This is a genomic window from Streptomyces sp. NPDC007907 (genome assembly GCF_042959365.1).
Lineage (GTDB): Bacteria > Actinomycetota > Actinomycetes > Streptomycetales > Streptomycetaceae > Streptomyces > Streptomyces indiaensis.
Genome location: NZ_JBIBKR010000002.1, coordinates 120,615 through 136,829 on the forward strand (window position 1 = coordinate 120,615; position 16,215 = coordinate 136,829).

A 16,215-nucleotide genomic window follows, 5' to 3' on the forward strand; every position below is an offset into this window, starting at 1 on the left:
CCGGCTGTTCCGGAGGGCGGGGCCTGGTGCGTGCCAGACCCCGCGGTGGTGACATGTCCGGGTGCGGGCCCTAAACGGGGCGGCACTCCAGCGTCGTCCAGGTGTGGGAGGGCGTGTTGACGATGTCGAAGTCCGCCTCGAGCAGCAGCTGCCGCCACTCGGTCAGGACGCGTTCGCGGCCCCCGAAGAGCACCAGCATGTCGATGTCCAGCAGCTTGGCGTGGTCCCACTCGTTCTCGGGAGCCATGACCTGGTCGAAGATCAGCAGGCGGGCGTCATTGTCGCCGATGGTCTCCCGGACCCGGCGCAGCACGCTCACGGCCCGGTCGTCGGGCCAGTTGTGCAGCACGCCCTTGAAGAGGTAGGCGTCGCAGCCGGTGGGGAGCGGATCCGTGAAGAAGTCGCCGGGCAGCACGGTAACGCGGTCGGTGACCCCGGCCTCCTCCAGGACGGGCCCGGCCGACGCGGCCACCCGGGGCAGGTCCATGAGCACGCCCGTGGCCTGCGGGTGACGCCTAAGGATCTGGGCGAGGAACCAGCCGTCCCCACCGCCGAGGTCGGCGATGCGCGAGAAGCGCTCCATGCCCTGGTCGGCGAGCCCGTCGAGGACGAGCCGCCGGCTCCAGTGCGCCATGAACCGCTCGAAGAACTCGCCGGCCTTCGGGTTCGCCTCCAGATACTCGAAGAACGAGCTCCCGAACACCTGCCGGAAGGCGGGTTCGCCGGTGCGCACACTGTGCATGATCTCGTCGTAGGGCCGCCTGGTCAGCTCCATGTTGTTGTACTTCACCAGGGGCAGCACACCGTCCGGGTTGCCGGTGCGCAGTCCGTCCGACAGGGGCGTCGGGGAGAAGCTCTTGACGGGACCTTCGGCGAAGATGCCGACGGAGGCGGCGCTGCGCAGGACGCGGTAGAGGGAGAGTTCGTGCGTATCCGTCTCTTTGGCCAGTTCCGTGACATGGCGGGGACCGTCGGCGAGCAGATCGGCGATCTTGAGCTCGGTCAGCACGTGGACGATCCGGGCCAGGCGGCCGGAGGCGGCCAGCAGGAGCAGCTGCTGGGCGTGGAGCTCGGTGGGAAGGGCGGACGCCGCGGCCCCCCGTCGAGCGTGGTGCCTGTCTTCGATGATCTCCTTGATGCGCTCCATGTTCGCCCGCGTCGTCGTGTTGAGGTGGGCGGTCATGTGCGCGTTGTCGAACGGGGCCTCGGGCTTCATGTCGAACTCCTGCACCCACCGCATCTCGGTGCCTCCGGCGACGGCCCGGTACGTCCAGTGCAGGTTCATGTAGGCGAAGGGCCCGGTCTCGATGCGATGTGCCCGGACCGTGCGGGAGTCCTTGTCGGGCGCACGGTGGGAGACCCACTCCCAGACCTTCCCGTTCTTGTCAGGGCGGGTCTTGAGCCGGAAGTCGAAGCCGTCGTCGCTCTGCTGGAGTATCTCCGCCTCGGCGTACTCCGAGAACAGCTCCGGCCATGACTCGACGTCGTTGGTGATGTCCCAGACGAGCTGGAACGGCGCGTTGATGACGATGGAGTTGTCGGTGCGAGCGGCCATGTCAGGCGGCCTCCCCGGCCAGTCGGGCGTCGACGAGCTGAAGGGTGTGACGGGGCGTCTGCAGTTCCTCCCCGGGTATCGACACTCCGAGCTCCTGTTCCAGCTTCGCGGAGATCTCGAGAAGGGCGATGGAGTCGTAGCCGAGGTCCTGGTAGGTGATGTCGAGAATGTCGCCGTCCAGGTCTCGTTCGTCGGAGTCTCCTGCGCACTCCCTGATGATCTCGACGAGTCGGGGCAGGCTGAACTGGGGCACGGTGGACCTCCGGATGAGTGGTGTGATGGGGCGATGCGCGCTCCGGCGCGGTGGAACGAAGACGGCTCGGTCAGAGGTGCCGCTGGACGACGAGGGCGGAGTTGAACCCGCCCATGCCTCGAGCGACGACCACGGCGGTGCTCACCTCGAGCTCACGCGGCTGGTCGAGCACCAGGTCGATGTCGAGCTCCGGCGCGGGCGCCCGGGTGCCGACGGCCGGCGGGACGACGTGGTCCCTGATGGACAGCAGCGCGGTCGCGACGTCCAGCGCCCCTCCCCCCGCGGAGAGCCGCCCGGTCATCGTCTTGGGCGCGGTGACCGGTACCGCCCGGGGACCGAAGACGCCAATGAGAGCTTCCGCTTCTGCACGATCGAGGGCCGGCACCCCCGCGGCGTCGGCGTAGACCACGTCGACGTCCTCCGGCGCGACCCGGGCGTCGTCGAGGGCCAGGCGGATGGCCCGTGCCAGCCCGGTGGGCCTGCCGGTGCCGGGGCGGGCGTCGAAGGTGGAGGCATGCCCGGCGATCTTCCCGTAGACCGTGGCGGCGTCCCGCTCGTGTGCGGAGTCCGCCCGCTCGGCGACCACCATGGCGCCGCCCTCGCCGGGCACATATCCGGTGGCCCGCGCGTCGAACGGCAGATAGGCGAGGTGGGGGTCGGTGGCCTCGCTCAACAAGCCGTTCGGGATCTGGGCGACCAGGCCCCAGGGGCAGAGGGAGGCCTCGAACCCGCCGGTCAGGACGGTGTCCAGGATGCCCTTGCGCAGCAGACGCGCCGCCTGGGCGGTGGCGTCGAGGCCGCCGGCCTGCTCGGTGACGAACACCGAGCTGTGCCCGCGCATGCCGTGGCGGATGGAGATCTGGCCGGTGTTCACCGCGTAGAACCAGGCGAACGACTGGTAGGCGCTGACGCGTTCCGGACCGGTCCCCCAGAGCTTTTGCATCTCCCGCTGGCCGAACTCGAACCCCCCGGAGCCGCCGGCCGTGAGGACTCCGAGGCCGTACTCGTCCTCTTTCTCCGGCTCCAGCCCGGCGTCCGCCAGTGCCCACTCGGCGGCCACCAGGGCGTGCTGGGTCATGCGGTCGGTCTGCGGCAGGAGACGTCGGGGGAGATGGGCGGCGGCGTCGAAGGCCAGCACCTCTCCGGCCACCCGGACGGGGTAGCCATGGGGATCGAACCGCTGGATGACACCGAGGCCGCTCTTGCCGGCGAGCGTGGCCGACCAGTACTCCTCGGTGCCGATGCCGTTGGGTGCCACGATGCCGATGCCGGTGACCACGACGGGGGCCGGCGCGCTCATGAGCTCGTCTCCGGCCGAGCGAGCACCGCGGCGCTCTGGAATCCGCCGAATCCGCTGCCGACGCTGAGCACGGTGTCGACCCGCTGCTCCCTGGCGACGTTCGGCACGTAGTCGAGGTCGCATTCGGGGTCGGGCTCCGCGTAGTTGGCGGTGGGCGGGATCACGCCGTGTTCAATCGCCAGCGCGGAGGCAGCCAGTTCGAGGGAGCCGATGGCTCCGAGCGAGTGCCCGATCATGGACTTGATGGAGCTCACGGGCACGTCGTACGCCCGCCGGCCGAGGCTGCGCTTGAAGGCGGCTGTCTCGTGCCGGTCGTTCTGCCGGGTACCGGAGCCGTGCGCGTTGATGTAATGCAGGTCCTCGCCGGTGCGACGGGCCTCGTTCAGGGCCGCGGTGATGGCCTCCGCCATCTCCCGGCCGTCCGGCTTCAGGCCCGTCATGTGAAAGGCGTTCGACCGGGTGGCGAAACCGCGGATCTCCGCATAGGCGTGCGCTCCTCGCCGCCGGGCGGCGGACAGCTCCTCCAGGACGAAGACGGCCGAGCCCTCGCCGAGCACGAATCCGTCGCGGTTGCGGTCGAAGGGGCGGGAGGCGTGCGCCGGGTCGTCGTTGTTGGCCGACGTCGCCTTGATGGCGTCGAAGCAGGCGAGGGTGATGGGGGAGATCGGCGCGTCGGTGGCGCCGCAGACGACCACGTCGGCCCGTCCGTCCCGAATCAGCTCCGTACCGTGTCCGACGGCGTCCAGACCGGAGGTGCACCCGGTGGACACCACCGTCACCGGTCCCTCGGCTCCCACCTCCCAGGCGACCTCCCGGCTGATGGAGGTCGGTACGAAGTAGTCGAAGAGCTGTTCCACGGCGAGCGTGTGGTCGACCAGCCAGTGCGAGCCGCCCTCGCTGACCCGCTCGTACTCGCGGTCGAGGCTGGTGGTGCAGCCGACGGCGGTGCCGATGCTCACCCCTGTCCGCTCCGGATTCGACTCGGCCGGGTCGAGTCCGCTGTCCTTCAGCGCCTCGCGGGTGCAGACCAGGGCGAGCTGCGTGGCCCGGTCGTACGTCGACGCCTGCTGGGGCGACAGCCCTTCGCCGATCGGGTCGAAGTCGATCTCCGCGGCTATCCGGGACCGGAAGGGCGCGGCGTCGAACAGGGAGATCGTCCTGGTGGCGGTGCGTCCGGCGGTCAGCAGGTCCCAGAAGGCCGTGGTTCCGACACCTCCTGGGGCTCGCACGCCGATGCCGGTGATCACCACCCGTTTCTGAGCGTGTCGGCTCATGTCAGCCTCCCACTTTCGGGGGTGTGGACTCCGGGTGTGGCACGGGCTCGGTGTCGACATGGCCGAGTTCGGGTCTCGGGGCGAGAGGCGAGATCTGGAAGACCACCCGTGCGGATACGTTTCCTCGATTCTCTATGCGGTGCCGCTGACCGCGGGTGACGAACAGGGCCTCGTTCTGCTCCAGGGGCACCTCCTCTCCGTCCACCCGGACGACAAGGCTCCCCTCGATCAGGTACAGGTACTTGTCCGAGAAGGGGTGGTAGTGCTCGGTGATGGCCTCCTCGGGCGCCAGCTCGATGTGGCCGAGGAATCCGGAGGTCGTACCCACCGACGACGGCGTCAGCAGGGCGCGGGTACTGCCCCCTTGTCGGTGACTGGGCGCCACGCTGGACATGGCGATCTTTGCGGCGGCTGTCACGATCTGTTCTCCTTCGTGCTGAGCGATGGTCACGGAGGGCCGACGGTCAGGAGTCGGGGGCGGTCCAGCTGTAGAACACTTCCGCCTTGGAGTCCTTCAGCTCCTTCCAGCCCTGCGCGTACGGGGTGAGGTACTGCCCCACGCGCTCGTTGACCTCCTTGAACAGGGGGTGGCTGCGCGCCTGGTAGAGCCGCTCCATGATGTCGTCGTCGGCTTCGATGAGATGCATGTACAGATCGTGGAAGCGGAACAGGACCCGCCGCCTGACACCGATCTGCGCCGGCAGTTCCGTCGTGTCGTGCTCGGCGAAGGCGGCTGCCACGTGCTCCGCGTCCGCCGGGTTCATCCGCAGGACCATGAGTGCCCGGTAGGCCATGTTCACGCTCCGCCCGTTGACGCGGCGTCGAAGGAGTGGGTGACCTCGCAGAGGATCGGCTTCGGCCGGGAGACGGACCGGCAGTAGTCGAAGTGGCTCTGCAGACGTGGGTCGGCGTGCATGGCGCGGAAGTCGGCCTCTGACCGCCACTGGGCGTAGTTGACGACCTGTTCGCCGTCGCGGCTGAGGTGGAAGCTCGCGGAGACGAAACCCGGCATGTGCCGGATCAGATCCTCGGTCACCCGTACCAGGTGGTCCCGCAGTTCCCGCTGCTTCTCGGGGGCGACGGAGAAGACGTTGACGAGGGTGAACAGGTGGGAGGACGGGGCGATGGTCGCCATGTGGTCAGCCCTCCATCGCCGTGACGCCGGGCGTGTGGGGTGCCCGGGCCAGGATCCGCTCCAGCGCGGACCGCAGACCGCCCGCGGCGTCCTCCGGCAGGCTCTCGGCCCGCCACGCCACGAAGTCGTCCGGCCGGATCAACAGCGCACCGGTCCGCGCCAGACCTGTGGTGGCCAAGAAGACCTCGTCGGGATCGGCCAGTTGCCCGTCCTCGCCCACGGTGTGGCAGTGCACGGGCACGCCCAGGTCCTGTGTGACCTTGTCGGCCGCGGCCTGCCACTCGCCGCCGTCCGGTCCGGCGAGCAGGACGAACGCGTCCGTGCTGAGGTCGACCGTCGAGACGCGCTCCCCGCCGCGGCTCAGCCAGATATGGGGCACGCGGTGTCCCGGCCGGCCGGTGAGGTCGTGCTCCGCAGGGATGGGTTCCGGGTAGGCGGCACCGAGAATCGCGTCGGAGGTGTATCGGTAGCCGGTGGCGACCAGAGTCGACTCCCGCAGGGCGCGGCCCAGTTCCTCGGAGTCGCTCAGCCTCCAGGTGTGGCGGATCCAAGCCTGGTCGGCGACGGCGGCACCGATCGGCAGGCGTTCCTGCTCATAGGTGTCGAGCAGAGCGTCACCGGCCGTCCCCTTCAGGACGGCCGCCAGCTTCCAGGCGAGGTTGTGGGCGTCCTGGATACCGCCGTTGGCTCCGAAGGCACCGGCGGGCGGGTGCACATGGGCGGCGTCGCCGGCCAGGAAGACCCGGCTGCTGCGGTAGGAGCGCGCACTGTTGTGGGACATCTCCCAGGGCCTGGCCATCTGGACCTCGACCGAGAGGTCCGGCAGTCCGGTCGCGGTCCGGATGATCTGCGCACAGCGCTCTTCCGTGAACTGTTCGGCCGAGGCCTCGCGGGGATCGTAGAAGAAGCCGAAGATCCAGCGTTCCTCGTCGAACAGCTGGAGCACTGCGGGCACGTCCGGGAGCTGGAGGACTCCGGGTTCGTCGGGGTTCGGCAGGTAGCAGATGACGAAGCGCCGGCCCTTGATCGCGTCCTTCAGGTCCGCCTTGAACAGAACGCTCATCGCGTTGCCGATCGTGCCGTGCCCGGTGCGCGAGATGCCGAGCGTCTCCCGCACGGGGCTGCGCACCCCGTCCGCCGCGATGAGGTACTGGGCGCGGACCGTGCTCTCCTCGCCGGTCGATTGGTCGACGACCGTGGCTGTGACCCCGTTCTCGTCTGCCGCGAACGTCTCCAGACGGGTGTCGAAGTCGATGCGTGCCCCACGGCGGACCGCCTCGTCGCGCAGGATCGGCTCCAGCCTGTCCTGCCCGCACCAGTAGGGGCGGGTGGGGCTGAGGTGGCCGACGTCGAGCGAGGGCTCCTCGACGGTCACCGCGTTCTCCAGGTCGTGCAGGCCGTCTGCCCGGATGACGACCCATGGGATGTGGTTCGCCGGCTGGCCGAGCTCACGCCAGCGGGCTCCCTCGACGAGTTTCGGCCCGCGCTCGATCACGGTCTGCTCCAGGCCGACGTCGCGCAGCAACTCCATCGTGCGGGAACTGATTCCCGACGCCCGGGTCAGAACTGTGGTTCCCGCGTGTTTCTCCACCAGTCGGCAGGAAACTCCGTGCTGACTGAGAAACAGCGCTGCGGACAGTCCGGTAAGACCTCCGCCGACTATCAGGACCGGGACTTCTTCGGTGGGCAAGGTGCGGCCTTTCGATCGATTGGAACGGGGACACGAGTCACCCCAGCTGATAAGGGGGGATTCGCTTCGGGCCAACGATGCGGTACTCGGCTCATCCAGATGAACACCTTCCGGTCTGCCGAGTCAACATCGATCAATCTGCTGCAATGAGACCGAATTCTTCTCGCTGACGGCACGTCAGGAGCGCACGGGAAAATTGAGCGGCATCAATACCCATGCCGTCCGACTGTTAAACTTCAACCTCTCTTAATTGCTCATACCATTGATGATGCAACGTGAATCTTTTACTTCTTGACCGCTCCCTCGCCTTCCGCACGAGAAAGATCAAGCCGTCCAGACGATCGCGCCCGTCCGGCGCGTTGATCAGATCGAGCCAAGCGTCCTGCCGACCGCTGCTGTTGTCTGGCAAGAAATACGTAGAAGTTTCACCGGTTCCCGCGCGGCAATGTGTCTGAATCTGTGTGCTGCTGCGAACCCAGGGGTCTCTTGACGCCACGCGGGGTTCACTCGGAAGCTGCTGTCTCATGGGTGAAACAATCCGGCTGACCGGCGTACACGAGACGCTTCTCGCCACACTTCAGGCCCGTGCCCTGGACAATCGACAACCGGAACCCGTGCTGGGCGACGCGATGGCGGAGGAATTGCTGCGCCGCATAGACTGCGACCTCAGTCACATCCGAACAGCCACCAAGGACGTGCGGATCGTGACGTTCCGCGCCAGGAAACTCGATGAGTGGACCAGGGAGTTCCTGGTCACCCACCCGGACGCGGTGGTGCTGCATCTCGCGTGCGGTCTGGACAGCCGGGCATTCCGGCTGGATCCACCCCACGGCGTCGAGTGGATCGATGTCGATGTTCCGGACGTCATCGAGTTGAGAAGTCGGCTCTATCCGGAACGCGACGGATACCGGATGATCGGGGCATCGGTCACTACGGAGGAGTGGCTGAACTCGGTACACAAAGACCGGCCGGCGCTCGTGATTGCCGAAGGTCTGACGCCGTATCTCCAGGACTCCGACGGGGTGGAAATGCTCCGACGGCTCACCCGGCATCTCCACAAGGGTGCGGTCATGTTCGACGCCGTACTCCCGTGGACGCTTCGATTCGCCAAGTACTTGCAACTCCTGCGAGCCACGGGTGCCACATTCGGCTGGGGGATCGGAGATCCACGATCCCTGGAGAGGCAAGTGACGGGGATGCGATTCCAGGAGCAGTGGTCGCTGCTCGATTCACCTCATCTCGCCGGAGCCCGGCCCGTCGAAAAATGGATGGGAGCCGGTATGCGCAGCGTTCCGCAACTGCGTTACGCGCACCGGCTGCTGCGTTACGTCTTCTGATTCCACAGATAATTCGTCGCGCCACTGGTACACAGTGACAGCGGTGCCGGCGGGGTCCATTCGTTCGGACCCCGCCGACTTCACCGACGGATGTGTGCGAGGCGTTTCAGTGCTGCGCGCCCGTGGCCGCCGCGACCGGTTCCTCTGCCGGTGCCATACCGGGCTCCGCCTTCTTGGTGAGCAGGGCGACGGCGGCTGCCACGAGTGCGACGACGCCGGCCACGGTGAAGGCTAGTCCCATTCCCGAGATGAACGAGGACTGGATGACGTCGGAAACGGTCTCGGCCTGTCGGCCGGGCAGGGCGCCGGGCGGTGGGGATACTCCGACCTTGGCCGCGTCTTCCATCGCCGCGGCCTCCTTCGGGCCGAGCGGCGGCAGATTCGCCTCCGCCCACTTGCCGGGGAAGACGTCGCTGACCCGGGAGGCCATGAGGACGCCGAGTACGGCGGTGCCGAGACTTCCACCGACCTGCATCGCGGACTGCTGCAGACCGCCGGCCACGCCGGCCAGTTCGGCCGGGGCGTTGCTGACGATGACGTCGGTCGTCCCCACCATCACCGGGGCGAGACCAAGGCCCAGCAACACGAACCAGAGGGACGCGATCCCCAGGCCGCTGTCCGCCTCCAGCGTCGACATGCCCCACAGGGACGCCGCCGTCAGGAGCATGCCCACCAGCAGCGGTCCGCGGGGTCCGAACCGGCTGATCACGGCACCGGACACGGGGGCACCGACGATCATCATGCCGGTGAGCGGCAGCAGGTGCACACCGCTGTCGACCGGGCTCAGCCCGTGGACGTTCTGCAGGTAAAAGGTGACGAAGAAGAGTCCGCCGATGAACGAGAACGCCATCAGCACCATGAGTACGGTGCCCGCGGACAGCGGCACGGAACGGAACATGGCGAGCGGAATCAGCGGCTCGGCGGCCCTACTCTCCCGCAGAGTGAAACCCGCGAAGGCAAAGACGGAGGCGGCCAGGAATCCCAGGGTCCGCAGGTCGCCCCAGCCCCAGGCCGGAGCCTTGATGAGGCCCCAGACCAGGCAGAACATCGCTCCGGACAGGAGCGCGATGCCGGAGACGTCGAAGGACTTCGGGGCGTGTCCGGCGCGGGCGTCCCTCAGGATGATCAGACCGAAGGCGAGCGCCGCCAGGCCCACCGGCACATTGATGAAGAAGACCGCCTCCCAGCTGACGTGCTGGATGAGGAGTCCGCCGATGATCGGCCCGGCGGCGGTCGAGGCGCCGACCACGCCGCTCCAGATGCCGATCGCCATGTTGAGTTTGTCGGGCGGGAACGTGACCCGCAGCAGGCCCAGTGCGGACGGCTGCATCAGAGCGCCGAACAGGCCCTGGAGAACACGGAAGACGACGATCGCCGCGACGCTGTCCGAGAGGCCGATGGCCGCGGAGGTGACGGCGAAGCCCGCCACTCCGAGAAGGAAGGTCTGGCGGTGTCCGAACCTGTCGCCCAGTTTGCCTGCCGTGATCAGCGCGACCGCGAGCGCCAGCAGGTAGCCGTTGGTGATCCATTGCACGTCGGCCAGCGAGGCATGGAGGTCTTGCTGGATGGCGGGATTGGCGATGGCGACGATGGTGCTGTCCAGAGCCACCATCATCACGCCGACCGCTACCGCGAGAAGGGTCGGCCAGGGACGTCCGCGCAGACCGGATGCAGCGGGGTGCGTGACGCCTGACGGCTCGTTGTGCCTTGTCGTGCTCATCAGTGTCCCCCTAACGAATTCCGGCAGGACGGACACGGTTGTGACGAGGAGAGCATGGCCTTGAAAGTAACAGCAGTGAGTGACATTTGACAACCATACGCAGATGTCACTGAGTGGCGCGCGATAGGGTGGCCGGGTGGATTCCGCCGAAACCGAGACCTCCAGCCCCCCGAGCAGCCCCGGCCTGCGGCAGCGGAGGTTCCGCCGTACGCGCCATCAGCTGATTCATGAGGCTCTGGAGCTTTTCCTGGCGCAGGGGTACGAGCGCACGACCGTGGAGCAGATCGCCGAGGCGGTCGAAGTGCATCCGCGTACGTTCTTCCGCCACTTCGCCAGTAAGGAAGAGGTCGCCCTCACCCCCATCAGCGCCATCGACGAGGCGTTTCTCGCCGCGCTGGAGATCCGGCCGGAGGACGAGAACCCGCTGCAGGCGATGAGCGGTGCCTTCCGGGCCGTCCTGGAGCGCGTACGCGACGGGGAACTGGAAAGTGTGGACGGCGCGTCGCACATGGCGATGATGCGGTTGGTGGAGCGCACGCCCGGACTCCTCGCGGAATACCTGCGCCGCAGCGAGGAGATGGAGGGCAGGCTCGCCCGGATCATCGCCGCCCGTGAAGGAGTCGATCCGAGCGACGACTTCCGTCCGCAGTTCATCGTGGCGGTGTTCAAGGCGGTCGGACGCGTCGTCAGCCGGGAGTGGTACCTGCGCGCCGATACGGATCTGGAGGCACTGTCCGTGGCCTTCGAGTCCGCTCTCGACTCGCTGCGACCGGAGTTGTTCGGTGACTGGCGGCGCACGGGAGCCTGACGGTCCTGTCAGACTCCCGGTGTCCGCGCGCTGCCGGGACGGTCAGCCGGCGGCGCCCGCACTCGGCGCCAACCGCCACAGGGAGGTCACTTCCGCCTTCCGGGCGGAGTGCAGCGGATCGGCGGGGTCATGGGCCCGGGGATGCAGCGGCCGGGCGTCGAGGCGCCCCGCCACCGTCAGACCCGCCCGGGCGAAGAGTTCGGTCAGCTCCGTGCGGGAGCGCAGCCCCAGGTGCTCGGCGAGGTCCGAGATGACGAGCCACCCCTCACCGCCCGGTTCCAGATGGGCGGACAGTCCGTCGAGGAAGCCGCGCAGCATCCGGCTTTCCGTGTCGTACACCGCGTGTTCGAGCGGCGTCCGGGCCCTGCCGGGAAGCCAAGGCGGGTTGCAGACGATCAACGAGGCCCGGCCGTCCGGGAACAGGTCGGCCTGCTGGATGTCCACGGTGGATGACAGGCCCAGTCGGTCGATGTTCTCCCGCGCGCAGGAGAGCGCACGAGCGTCGAGGTCCGTGGCCACCACCCGGCGGACGCCGCGCCGCGCCAGGACGGCGGCCAGAACCCCCGTGCCGGTGCCGATGTCGAACACCGTGCCCTGTGACGGCAGCGGCGCATCGGCCACCAGGTCGACGTACTCGCCCCGCACCGGGGAGAACACACCGTAGTGCGGTGTGATCGACGCGCCGAGCGCCGGCACGTGGACCCCCTTCTTGCGCCATTCGCCGGCCCCGAGGACCCCCTGGAGCTCGCGCAATGACACAACATAGGGTTCGTTGCACCGGCCGTACGCCTGCTCGCAGGCCAGCCGCACGTCCGGGGCCCGGCGCAGGGGGATGACATGCCCCGTCTCGACCGGCACGAGCAGCATGCCCAGAATCCGCGCCCGCCTCGACTGCGCTTGACGGTACAGATGGAAGCTCTGCGCCGGTGACGTCCCCCGCTTCGGCGGTTTACGGTCGACGCGGCGTGCCATCGCCCGCAGTAACTGGCGGGCGTTCTGGAAGTCGCCGCTCCATAACAGCGAGGTCCCCTCGCACGCGAGACGGAACGCGGTATCGGCGTTCATCCGGTCATCGGCCACCAGCACCTGTTTCGGCGGTGGCGCGCCGCTCTCCGACCGCCACAGGGCGCAGCGCTCCTCTCCCGAACTCTCAGGCCAGCGAATGATTTGCTCCTTGCTCACCCGCTCATCATCTCCCGCGCCGCCGCCGGTCTTCGAACCGGTCCGTGACGGTCAGCGGCCCACTTCGCGGCAGCGGGCGTCCTCGGGGGGCTCCCGGCGGGCTCCCAGGCTCAGTTCACGAGAGAGGGCCTCCGCCACCCACTCCTGTGCCCGCGCTCGCGCCACCGCGCCCTCGTAGGACGTCAGCTGGACGGCCAGGCCGTCGAGAAGGGCGGTGAGGCGGAGGGCCGCCCCGTGCGGGTCCGGGCAGTGGAACTCGCCGGCGGCCACGCCCTCTACGATGACCTCGGCGATGGCCGCCTTCCACTGTCTGTCCAGGTCCTGGGCGACCTCCCGCAGCACGGGGTCGCGCAGCGCCGCCGCCCAGCCCTCGATCCACAGGCGCCAGCCCTTGGCCTGCCCCGTCGGGGCGTACCACCGCACAGCCGACCGCAGCCGGCGCAACGCGGGCGTACGGCGGCCCAGCAGCCTGCGAAGATGGGCCAGATCGCCCTCCGCCGCGTGCCGGAACGCGGCGGCGACCAACTGCTCCTTCGTCGAGAAGTGGTAGAGGACCAGCGCGTTGCTCACGCCGAGCGCCGAGGCCACGTCGGCGATCCTGACCGCCGCCACACCCCTCGCCTCGATCTGCTCGATGGCGGCCCGCAGCAGATCCCCGCGCCGCTCGGCGACACTCAACCGGACTCTCGTCACGCCGTCACCCTACCCACGCGCGTGCGGCCCCTCGACGGGTGTTCCGGCCGGTCCGGCAGGGCCGACGACGGCAGTCCGAGAGAGCGCGGAGGGTCTCACCGGGAGGAGCCGAAGCGCGCGATCAGCGGGCGCCTCGCCGGAAGCAGCCGAACGGCGCCGAGATCAGTGGCAGCCTCACCGGAACCAGCCGAAGCGTTCCGCGATCAGCGGCAGCCGGTCCGCCGCGATCGCGTGGGCGGCTGCCCGCGGTGTCGTCCCGTCGGCCCGCGCGCGGTCCAGCATGCGCTCGACCAGGGCCCGCATCGAGCGGCGGGTGTGCGCGAACGCCTCCTCGGCGTCGGCGCCCACGTCCCCGAACAGCGTCCACCACCACCAGGCGTTGGTACCCGAGTTGACCACGACGTCCGGCAGCACGGTCACTCCGCGCGCGGCCAGAAGCGGCTCCGCCTCCGGACGTACGGGCATGTTGGCGGCCTCCACGACCCAACGGGCGGTGATCCGTTCCTGGTTGCCGGCGTCGATCGCGTACGACACGGCGGCCGGTACCAGCACGTCCGCGCCGGCCGACAGCCAGGCCTCGCCGGGAAGTTCGCGGTCGCCGGGGCGCAGCGCGGAGCGGTCGACCGTACCGTGGGCGTCCCTGGCCGCGAGCAGCGTCTCGACGTCCAGGCCCGCCGGGTTGGCGACGGTGCCCTTGAGGTCGGCGACTGCCACGACCGTGAGCCCCGCGCGGGCGAGGAAGCGCGCGGTGGCCCCGCCCATCGTGCCGAGCCCCTGGAGGGCGACCCGCGTCCCGGTGCGCGGCACACCGGCCAGGTCCAGGGCGGCCAGGGCCGCCTCGGCCACACCGCAGCCGCCGACCAGCTCGTCCAGACCGATGCCGTCGACCTCGACCGCGAACGCGTCCCGCAGCCGGGCCCGGGCCTCGGCCTCGTCGTCCAGCAGGGGATACACGGCCTGGATCGAGGAGACCAGTCCCGCCTCGGCCGCGGCCCGGTCGACCAGGTCCTGAGTGAGCCCCAGGTCCTCGCCCGTCGTCCAGCAGCTCTCTATGTAGGGGCGCATCGCGCGCAGGTAGCGCACCAGCAGCGGGTACGCCTCGGGGTCCCGGGTCGCAGTCGATGCCGCCCTTGGCGCCGCCGAGGGGGACGTAACGGCTCGCCGGGTCGTAGTGCAGGGCCTCCTTGACGGTCATGCCGCGGGCCAGGCCGGTGACCTCGTCCAGGGTGCAGCCGGCCCGCATGCGCAGACCGCCGCTGGCCACCCCGCGCACCAGCCGGTCCACGACCAGGAAGCCCTGTCGTCCCGTGAGGTGATCGGTCCAGGTCAGGGACAGCAGGGGGGCGGCCATAGGGGCTCCTTCGCCACACGGGTAACTGAATCGCCGGTCAGTATCACCGGTCAGTATCGCCTTGGGTCGGCCTCCGGTGTGACCCCTGTGATCCCGTGATGTCGGAGGGGCCGACCATAATGGAAAGCCTGACCGACTCCACCTGGAGGTACCGTGGCCGGTTTCCGTACCCTGAGCTCCGGGCTCCGCGCGCTCCGGCCCGGGGCGTTCGGCGCGGATCCGAGCGGTGAGCGCATGGCGCGCATCCGCAGATCACCCCACTTCAAGGACGGGGTCTTCCAGAACCCCGGCGGCCCCGCGCGGACCCGGCCCTCGGGCTCGACCCTGGATTTCGCCAAGGTCTTCTTCGACAAGGACACCCGGCCCCGCCGCGCCCCGGAGGGCACCGTTCCGGTGCATTCCACCACCCTCGCCGACATCGCCCGGCCCCCGGTCACCGGCCTCAGGCTGACCTGGATGGGGCACTCCAGCGTCCTCGCGGAGATCGACGGCCGGCGCGTCCTGTTCGACCCGGTGTGGGGCGAGCGCTGCTCCCCCTTCTCCTTCGCGGGTCCCAAGCGGCTGCACCCGGTCCCCCTGCCGCTGGCCGCCCTCGGGCCGGTCGACGTCGTGGTGATCTCGCACGACCACTACGACCACCTGGACATGCCCACCATCAAGGCCCTCGCGGGCACGGACACCCTGTTCGCCGTGCCCCTCGGCGTCGGCGCGCACCTGGAGCACTGGGGCGTCTCCGCCGGCCGGCTGCGCGAGCTGGACTGGCACGAGTCCACCGGGATCGGCGGCCTCACCCTGACCGCCACCCCGGCCCGGCACTTCTGCGGCCGCGGACTGCGCAACACCCAGCACACCCTGTGGGCCTCCTGGGTCGTCACCGGTGAGGAGCACCGGATCTACCACAGCGGCGACACCGGTTACTTCGACGGTTTCAAGGAGATCGGCGCCGAGCACGGGCCGTTCGACGCCACGATGATCCAGATCGGCGCGTACTCCGACTTCTGGCCCGACATCCACATGACCCCGGAGGAGGGCATGCGCGCCCACCTCGACCTCCAGGGCGGACCGCAGCACGGTCCGATGCTGCCGATCCACTGGGCCACCTTCAATCTGGCGACGCACCCGTGGGCGGATCCCGGTGAGGGCACGCTCGCGGCCGCCCGCGCGCGAGGCGCCGGTGTCGCCCTGCCCCGCCCCGGTGAGCCCTTCGAGCCCACCGCCGAGACCGTCCCGTCCGAGCCGTGGTGGCGTGGGGCGGCGCTCGCCCCGAAGGGCGGCTTCCCGGCCGGGGAGGCCCTCGCCGACGCCGCGATCAAGACCGCGTCGGGCGCGGCAGCCTTGGCCCAGGCCGACACGGTGAGTGACGGTGGCCGCGGGGCGGGCAAGGACACCGAGGATCCCGAAGCGCTCCCGGCGGGCTGACCCCGGGGCGTACGACACAGAAACGGCGAGGGCCGGGGTGAGGAGTTCCCCGGCCCTCGCCGCTTCTGTGTGACCGCTTCTGACCAGGTCTGATCGATGTCTCATGGTTCGTGTTCGCGCCCAGGCGGGTGTTATCGGTCTGTCGTGCGAGACCTCATACCAGAGCGGGACGCTCACCGTACGAGTTTGTCAACTGCCCACCGCACATGATGCGCTGGCGACTACTGTCAGTGGCCGTCGGGAAGCAGGATGGATCAGCGAGCGGGGGCCGGCACGTGCAGGCGCAGGGCGGACGAGGGAGTCGACGCGACGGGGACCCCCGCTGCCCGCGCGCCACCGACACCGGCGTCGGCGGCGCGGTCGGCGCAGACGTCCCGGACGAGGCCGACCCCGGCGTCACGCAGGCCTCCCACCCGGGTCGCCCCGCGGGACCCCGAGGCACCGACGGCACGCGAACGAGGCGTGCATCGGGGGGCGCGGCCCGGGGCGCGCGCAAGC

Annotated in this window: 14 protein-coding genes and 1 pseudogene; 3 read left to right on the plus strand and 12 right to left on the minus strand. The window is 69.4% G+C overall.

All coding sequences use genetic code 11. The annotated features are described in order from the left end of the window. Positions 1 to 70: 70 nt before the first annotated feature. The 8 genes from ACFZDI_RS06560 to ACFZDI_RS06595 all read right to left on the minus strand — a co-directional run bounded on the left by ACFZDI_RS06560 (position 71) and on the right by ACFZDI_RS06595 (position 7,282). Positions 71 to 1,555 (minus strand): methyltransferase, encoded by a 1,485-nt coding sequence (locus ACFZDI_RS06560; protein WP_391248205.1) that lies wholly within the window; start codon positions 1,553 to 1,555, stop codon positions 71 to 73. Position 1,556: 1 nt separating this feature from the next. Then, on the minus strand, positions 1,557 to 1,808 hold the full coding sequence (locus tag ACFZDI_RS06565) for a phosphopantetheine-binding protein (RefSeq protein WP_391248207.1): 252 nt from the start codon (positions 1,806 to 1,808) through the stop codon (positions 1,557 to 1,559). Between the two features lie 70 nt (positions 1,809 to 1,878). Then, on the minus strand, positions 1,879 to 3,108 hold the full coding sequence (locus ACFZDI_RS06570; protein ID WP_391248208.1) for a beta-ketoacyl synthase N-terminal-like domain-containing protein: 1,230 nt from the start codon (positions 3,106 to 3,108) through the stop codon (positions 1,879 to 1,881). Beyond that, positions 3,105 to 4,382, minus strand: a complete 1,278-nt coding sequence (locus tag ACFZDI_RS06575; protein ID WP_391248210.1) for a beta-ketoacyl-ACP synthase II — start codon at positions 4,380 to 4,382, stop codon at positions 3,105 to 3,107. The genes ACFZDI_RS06570 and ACFZDI_RS06575 overlap by 4 nt, the downstream gene beginning before the upstream one ends. A gap of 1 nt (position 4,383) precedes the next feature. Continuing rightward, positions 4,384 to 4,800 (minus strand): cupin domain-containing protein, encoded by a 417-nt coding sequence (locus tag ACFZDI_RS06580; RefSeq protein ID WP_391248212.1) that lies wholly within the window; start codon positions 4,798 to 4,800, stop codon positions 4,384 to 4,386. 46 nt (positions 4,801 to 4,846) lie between these two features. Further along, a complete protein-coding gene (locus ACFZDI_RS06585; RefSeq protein ID WP_391248214.1) occupies positions 4,847 to 5,176 on the minus strand; it encodes a TcmI family type II polyketide cyclase in 330 nt (109 codons plus the stop codon). 2 nt (positions 5,177 to 5,178) lie between these two features. After that, positions 5,179 to 5,517 carry an antibiotic biosynthesis monooxygenase gene (locus ACFZDI_RS06590; RefSeq protein ID WP_391248216.1) on the minus strand — a complete coding sequence of 113 codons (339 nt, stop codon included), beginning with the start codon at positions 5,515 to 5,517 and terminating at the stop codon, positions 5,179 to 5,181. A gap of 4 nt (positions 5,518 to 5,521) precedes the next feature. Continuing rightward, entirely contained in the window at positions 5,522 to 7,282 is a 1,761-nt protein-coding gene (locus ACFZDI_RS06595) for an FAD-dependent monooxygenase (protein WP_391248218.1), read from the minus strand. A gap of 449 nt (positions 7,283 to 7,731) precedes the next feature. Between ACFZDI_RS06595 and ACFZDI_RS06600 the strand changes: the two genes are divergently transcribed. Continuing rightward, positions 7,732 to 8,544, plus strand: coding sequence for a class I SAM-dependent methyltransferase (locus ACFZDI_RS06600; protein WP_391248220.1), 813 nt, complete (start codon positions 7,732 to 7,734; stop codon positions 8,542 to 8,544). 106 nt (positions 8,545 to 8,650) lie between these two features. Here ACFZDI_RS06600 and tcmA read toward each other — a convergent pair whose 3' ends face one another. Beyond that, positions 8,651 to 10,264, minus strand: a complete 1,614-nt coding sequence (gene tcmA, locus ACFZDI_RS06605) for a tetracenomycin C efflux MFS transporter (RefSeq protein WP_391248222.1) — start codon at positions 10,262 to 10,264, stop codon at positions 8,651 to 8,653. Positions 10,265 to 10,400: 136 nt separating this feature from the next. On the opposite strand from tcmA, the gene ACFZDI_RS06610 reads away from it, so the two are divergent. After that, positions 10,401 to 11,072 carry a TetR family transcriptional regulator gene (locus ACFZDI_RS06610; RefSeq protein WP_391248223.1) on the plus strand — a complete coding sequence of 224 codons (672 nt, stop codon included), beginning with the start codon at positions 10,401 to 10,403 and terminating at the stop codon, positions 11,070 to 11,072. Between the two features lie 42 nt (positions 11,073 to 11,114). Here ACFZDI_RS06610 and ACFZDI_RS06615 read toward each other — a convergent pair whose 3' ends face one another. The 3 genes and pseudogenes from ACFZDI_RS06615 to ACFZDI_RS06625 all read right to left on the minus strand — a co-directional run bounded on the left by ACFZDI_RS06615 (position 11,115) and on the right by ACFZDI_RS06625 (position 14,298). Continuing rightward, a complete protein-coding gene (locus tag ACFZDI_RS06615) occupies positions 11,115 to 12,254 on the minus strand; it encodes a methyltransferase (RefSeq protein WP_391248225.1) in 1,140 nt (379 codons plus the stop codon). A gap of 51 nt (positions 12,255 to 12,305) precedes the next feature. Then, positions 12,306 to 12,947 (minus strand): TetR family transcriptional regulator C-terminal domain-containing protein, encoded by a 642-nt coding sequence (locus ACFZDI_RS06620; protein ID WP_391248227.1) that lies wholly within the window; start codon positions 12,945 to 12,947, stop codon positions 12,306 to 12,308. Positions 12,948 to 13,121: 174 nt separating this feature from the next. Further along, positions 13,122 to 14,298 (minus strand): annotated as a pseudogene (locus ACFZDI_RS06625) (Glu/Leu/Phe/Val dehydrogenase dimerization domain-containing protein). 153 nt (positions 14,299 to 14,451) lie between these two features. Here ACFZDI_RS06625 and ACFZDI_RS06630 point away from each other — a divergent pair. Continuing rightward, positions 14,452 to 15,717 (plus strand): MBL fold metallo-hydrolase, encoded by a 1,266-nt coding sequence (locus ACFZDI_RS06630; RefSeq protein ID WP_391248228.1) that lies wholly within the window; start codon positions 14,452 to 14,454, stop codon positions 15,715 to 15,717. The last annotated feature ends 498 nt before the right edge of the window (positions 15,718 to 16,215 follow it).

What these genes read in the sequence shown, in the direction of transcription:
- ACFZDI_RS06570 (WP_391248208.1), bottom strand. Translation starts at nt 3,108, where the DNA reads ATGAGCGCGCCGGCCCCCGTCGTGGTCACCGGCATCGGCATCGTGGCA.
- ACFZDI_RS06560 (WP_391248205.1), bottom strand. Translation starts at nt 1,555, where the DNA reads ATGGCCGCTCGCACCGACAACTCCATCGTCATCAACGCGCCGTTCCAG.
- tcmA (WP_391248222.1), bottom strand. Translation starts at nt 10,264, where the DNA reads ATGAGCACGACAAGGCACAACGAGCCGTCAGGCGTCACGCACCCCGCT.
- ACFZDI_RS06590 (WP_391248216.1), bottom strand. Translation starts at nt 5,517, where the DNA reads ATGGCGACCATCGCCCCGTCCTCCCACCTGTTCACCCTCGTCAACGTC.
- ACFZDI_RS06585 (WP_391248214.1), bottom strand. Translation starts at nt 5,176, where the DNA reads ATGGCCTACCGGGCACTCATGGTCCTGCGGATGAACCCGGCGGACGCG.
- ACFZDI_RS06600 (WP_391248220.1), top strand. Translation starts at nt 7,732, where the DNA reads ATGGGTGAAACAATCCGGCTGACCGGCGTACACGAGACGCTTCTCGCC.
- ACFZDI_RS06575 (WP_391248210.1), bottom strand. Translation starts at nt 4,382, where the DNA reads ATGAGCCGACACGCTCAGAAACGGGTGGTGATCACCGGCATCGGCGTG.